At 46.4% G+C, this 4,082-nt stretch carries 3 protein-coding genes; all 3 read left to right on the forward strand.

Annotated elements, in window-relative coordinates; all coding sequences use genetic code 11:
• Window positions 1-333 precede the first annotated feature (333 nt).
• Window positions 334-1,479, forward strand: coding sequence for an iron-containing alcohol dehydrogenase family protein (locus QUA80_RS33080; protein WP_333429127.1), 1,146 nt, complete (start codon window positions 334-336; stop codon window positions 1,477-1,479).
• Window positions 1,480-1,578: 99 nt separating this feature from the next.
• Window positions 1,579-2,763, forward strand: a complete 1,185-nt coding sequence (locus QUA80_RS33085; protein ID WP_333429128.1) for an aspartate aminotransferase — start codon at window positions 1,579-1,581, stop codon at window positions 2,761-2,763.
• A gap of 395 nt (window positions 2,764-3,158) precedes the next feature.
• Window positions 3,159-4,082 (forward strand): dynamin family protein (locus QUA80_RS33090; RefSeq protein WP_333429129.1); only part of this gene is annotated, 924 nt, incomplete at its 3' end.

Genomic DNA, 4,082 nt, shown 5'->3' on the forward strand with positions numbered 1-4,082 from the left:
TAATTGGGTCAACAGGTAAAATATGAGTAAAATTACTCATTGACAATAGTGCTTTTAGCTTAACTTGTGAGTAATGGGCAAATTTCTCAACCAGATGCAGCAGCAGTGAAACAAGTCTGGGAGTTATACGTTAAGCCTCAACTTTAATCATAATTCGATCGCCCTCAACTCCCCAACTCCCCTCAACTCGCCGCTTCCATCCCCCAACCCCGCACAATACTTAATAAAAACTTTACAAAAGTTACCATGTCGCCCAACATGGGTTAGAGTTATCCTATAAAATCCAGCAATCCTGCAAAGCGTCAACCTTCTCGTCACTTATCCAGTGGTTCGATGACTCAAACCCAAAGTACCAAAACCGCCACCACAACAGCAATTCATGTCTTGACAATTGCTCCCGCCTGTGTATTGCGAGGTCGATCGGCGATCGCACAAGCCGGAGATGCGATCGCCCGTTTCGGAAAGCGGCCGCTAATCGTCGGCGGCAGCAACTCCCTCGCCGCCGCCCAACCCTACTTGCAACCAATCCTCGAACAGCAGCAGTTAAAATCCGCCGAAACAGCATACGGCAAGGATTGCAGCGAAACCAGCCTCGAAACCCTCCGCGCAGCCGTCCAAACCCATCAAGCCGATTTCATTATCGGTGTCGGCGGCGGCAAAGCCTTAGATGCAGCCAAACTCGTCGCCCATCAGTGCAAAATCCCGATCGTCACAATACCCACATCAGCAGCCACCTGTGCCGCTTGGACAGCCCTTTCTAACATTTATTCAGAACAAGGTGCATTCCAATACGATGTCACATTAACCAGATGTCCAGACTTATTAATACTCGACTACGGCTTAATTCAAACCGCACCGCAGCGGACATTAGTAGCAGGAATTGGAGATGCGATCGCGAAATGGTACGAAGCATCAGTCAGCAGCGGACACTCCGAACAAACCCTGATAATTTCGGCCGTCCAACAAGCTAGAATACTGCGCGATATTTTATTCCAAAAATCAGCCGCCGCCCTCAAAGAACCCGGTAGCGAAATCTGGCAAGAAGTCACAGATGCAGCCGTATTGCTAGCAGGAGTAATCGGCGGAATTGGCGGCGCCCAATGCCGCACCGTCGCCGCCCACGCCGTCCACAACGGCCTAACTCATCTATTAGCAAGTCACGGCACATTGCACGGCGAAAAAGTTGCCTACGGCATTTTAGTACAACTGCGACTAGAAGAAATGCTGCAAAACAATCAACTCGCCGCTAGCGCCAGACAGCAACTGCTAAAATTCTACGCCGAGATTGGATTGCCCCAAACTTTAGACAACCTAGGACTCGGAGACATTACCATCACAGAATTGCAGCGCGCCGCCAACATAGCCTGCAATCCCAATTCCGACATCCACCGACTGCCTTTTAAAGTTGTTCCCCAACAATTAATGGCAGCGATGGTTTCTACCACCGCACCTGTGGGAGAATTAAAGATTAAGAATTAAAACAGTTTGTAGTAAGGACTAAAGTCCTGAAAAGGCTGTGCTAGCAAGGACGAAAGTCCTTACTACAAACCAGGAAAACTGACAACTGACAAAAAATAAATGACCTTGGATTGGATTAGCCCTGCTGACAGGTTGCAAAAACTACCGCCCTACGTATTTGCCCGTCTCGACGAACTCAAAGCCCGCGCCCGCGAACAAGGACTCGATTTAATAGACTTAGGAATGGGAAACCCCGACGGTGCCACTCCTCAACCAGTAGTAGAAGCCGCCGTCGCAGCTATCCAAAATTCTGCAAATCACGGCTATCCACCCTTTGAAGGAACTGCCAGTTTCCGCCGTACTATTACTAAATGGTACAGCCGCCGCTACAACGTTGAACTCGATCCAGAAAGCGAAGCATTGCCTTTGTTGGGTTCTAAAGAAGGTTTAGCACATTTTGCGATCGCCTATATCAATCCAGGGGACGTAATCTTAGTACCAAGTCCCGCTTATCCCGTATTATTTCGCGGCCCGATTATCGCCGGTGCAAAAGTTCACAACATCATCCTCAAACCAGAAAATGACTGGGTAATTGACTTAGGCGACATTCCCGACAGCGTAGCCGAACAAGCCAAAATACTCTACTTTAATTATCCCAGCAATCCGACAGGAGCGACTGCACCACGCGAATTTTACAAAGATATTGTTGCTTTCGCACACAAACATCAAATCTTGCTGGTTCACGACTTGTGTTATGCCGAATTAGCCTTTGACGGCTATCAACCGACAAGTTTATTAGAAATTCCCGGCGGTAAAGAAATCGGTGTCGAATTTCACACCATGTCCAAAACTTACAATATGGCCGGCTGGCGAGTCGGTTTTGTAGTAGGAAATAGCAAGATTATTCAAGGTTTGCGGACATTAAAAACTAACCTAGATTACGGTATATTTTCCGCATTGCAAGCAGCAGCAGAAACAGCGCTGCAATTGCCCGACAGTTACTTAGACGAAGTGCAGAATCGTTACAGGACTCGCCGGGATTTCATGGTGGAAGGATTGGCAGAATTAGGGTGGAATATTCCTAAACCTCTGGCTGCAATGTATCTTTGGGTTCCCTGCACTCCGGGCATGAGTTCGACTGATTTTGCCCTGAATGTTTTGCAGCAAACGGGTGTGGTGGTGACTCCTGGGAATGCTTTTGGTCCGGGCGGCGAAGGATATGTGAGAATTAGTTTAATTGCAGATTGCGATCGACTGGGAGAAGCATTGCGGCGTTTGAAACAAGCTAATATTCGCTATCAATAGTCATTGGTTATTGGTAATTGGCGATCGGCCGCTCACTCTGCATCAACTCATTATTATGTTAAGGATGACACGCATCACCCCCTAAACATAATAATGAGATTAACAAGCTCAGGCGCATATAAATTGTACAGTCAAGTTTGATGAAATTATTGTGGGGTGTCCCGCCCGCCCGAAAAATACAACGCAAGGTGCGGGACAGCTTAGTGCGTAGGATGCCCCGGAGCAGAATAAACCTGTTAAAATCGAAATAATTAATCTCCGAGGCACTCTACAAGTTGATTTAAGAGTGACTCTTTATTTTGTGGCAAGGTTTGAAACATCCGTGGATGTACGAGGTGCGATGCCGTGTCTCCTTAGTTATACTTAACAAAGATCATTAAGAAAGCATTTTTGCTATGTCCCTAATTGAATCTAAGTTAAACAACACCCGCAACCTTTTACAAGAATTAGGCAACTCAGTCTCTAGCTTAGTCAACTCATCTCCTGATGTTTTTGCTGATGCGGGAATTAAATCTTGCCTAGATGATTTTTTAACTGTTTATCAAGAAGCCGTCCAACGCCTAGAAAATCCTAGTTTTCGGATTGCTACTCTGGGCACAACTTCCTCTGGAAAGTCAACGATTGTTAACGCGCTGATTGGTCGAAAAATTGCGCCTATTGAAGCCGGAGAAATGAGTGGGGGTGTATTAACCATCAAACATTCTCAAGAACAGAGATTAATGATTGCAGAAACGGAAGATGCTGCTTGGGAGGCTGGTGAATGGGCGGGATTAAGCGATGAGGATGTATACCAGCGGATTCGCAGTGTGATGCACTCCTATCACGCGGCGCGGAAAAAGCGTGAGTATGTTGCGCCACAAATAACAGCTCATGTTCCTCTTTTACCTGCTTGTGATGCTTCTTTACTGGGTTTACCCAACGGAATCGGAGTGGAATTGATTGATTTACCGGGATTGAAATCAGTTCAAGACCGGGCTAACTTAGCAACTATCCAAAAGCAAGTTAATAAAGCTTTTAGTTTAGTGGCTTTGGACTATATGCAGGTAGATGATGAGCACAGAAAACGCTTATTAGAAGAATTAAAGACAGTTGTCGGATATCTACAAGGTCGCACAGATTCGATGATTTTTATCTTAAATCGGGTCGATAACCGAGGAACCGATGATTTACCCCTATCAGAGCGGATTGATAAGTTAAGAGAAGAAATTAAAGAGGTCTTATCGCTTTCAGAACTTCCTGATGGTAACCGTTCAGGGGGTGCGCCTGCGGCGCACCACCCCAAGAGGAGTTTAAGCATCAATATGCTTGGGAGTCTAGGG

The sequence above is a fragment of the Microcoleus sp. F4-D5 genome, from assembly GCF_036704885.1.
Taxonomy (GTDB): domain Bacteria; phylum Cyanobacteriota; class Cyanobacteriia; order Cyanobacteriales; family Microcoleaceae; genus Microcoleus.

What these genes read in the sequence shown, in the direction of transcription:
- QUA80_RS33085 (WP_333429128.1), top strand. Translation starts at nt 1,579, where the DNA reads ATGACCTTGGATTGGATTAGCCCTGCTGACAGGTTGCAAAAACTACCG.
- QUA80_RS33080 (WP_333429127.1), top strand. Translation starts at nt 334, where the DNA reads ATGACTCAAACCCAAAGTACCAAAACCGCCACCACAACAGCAATTCAT.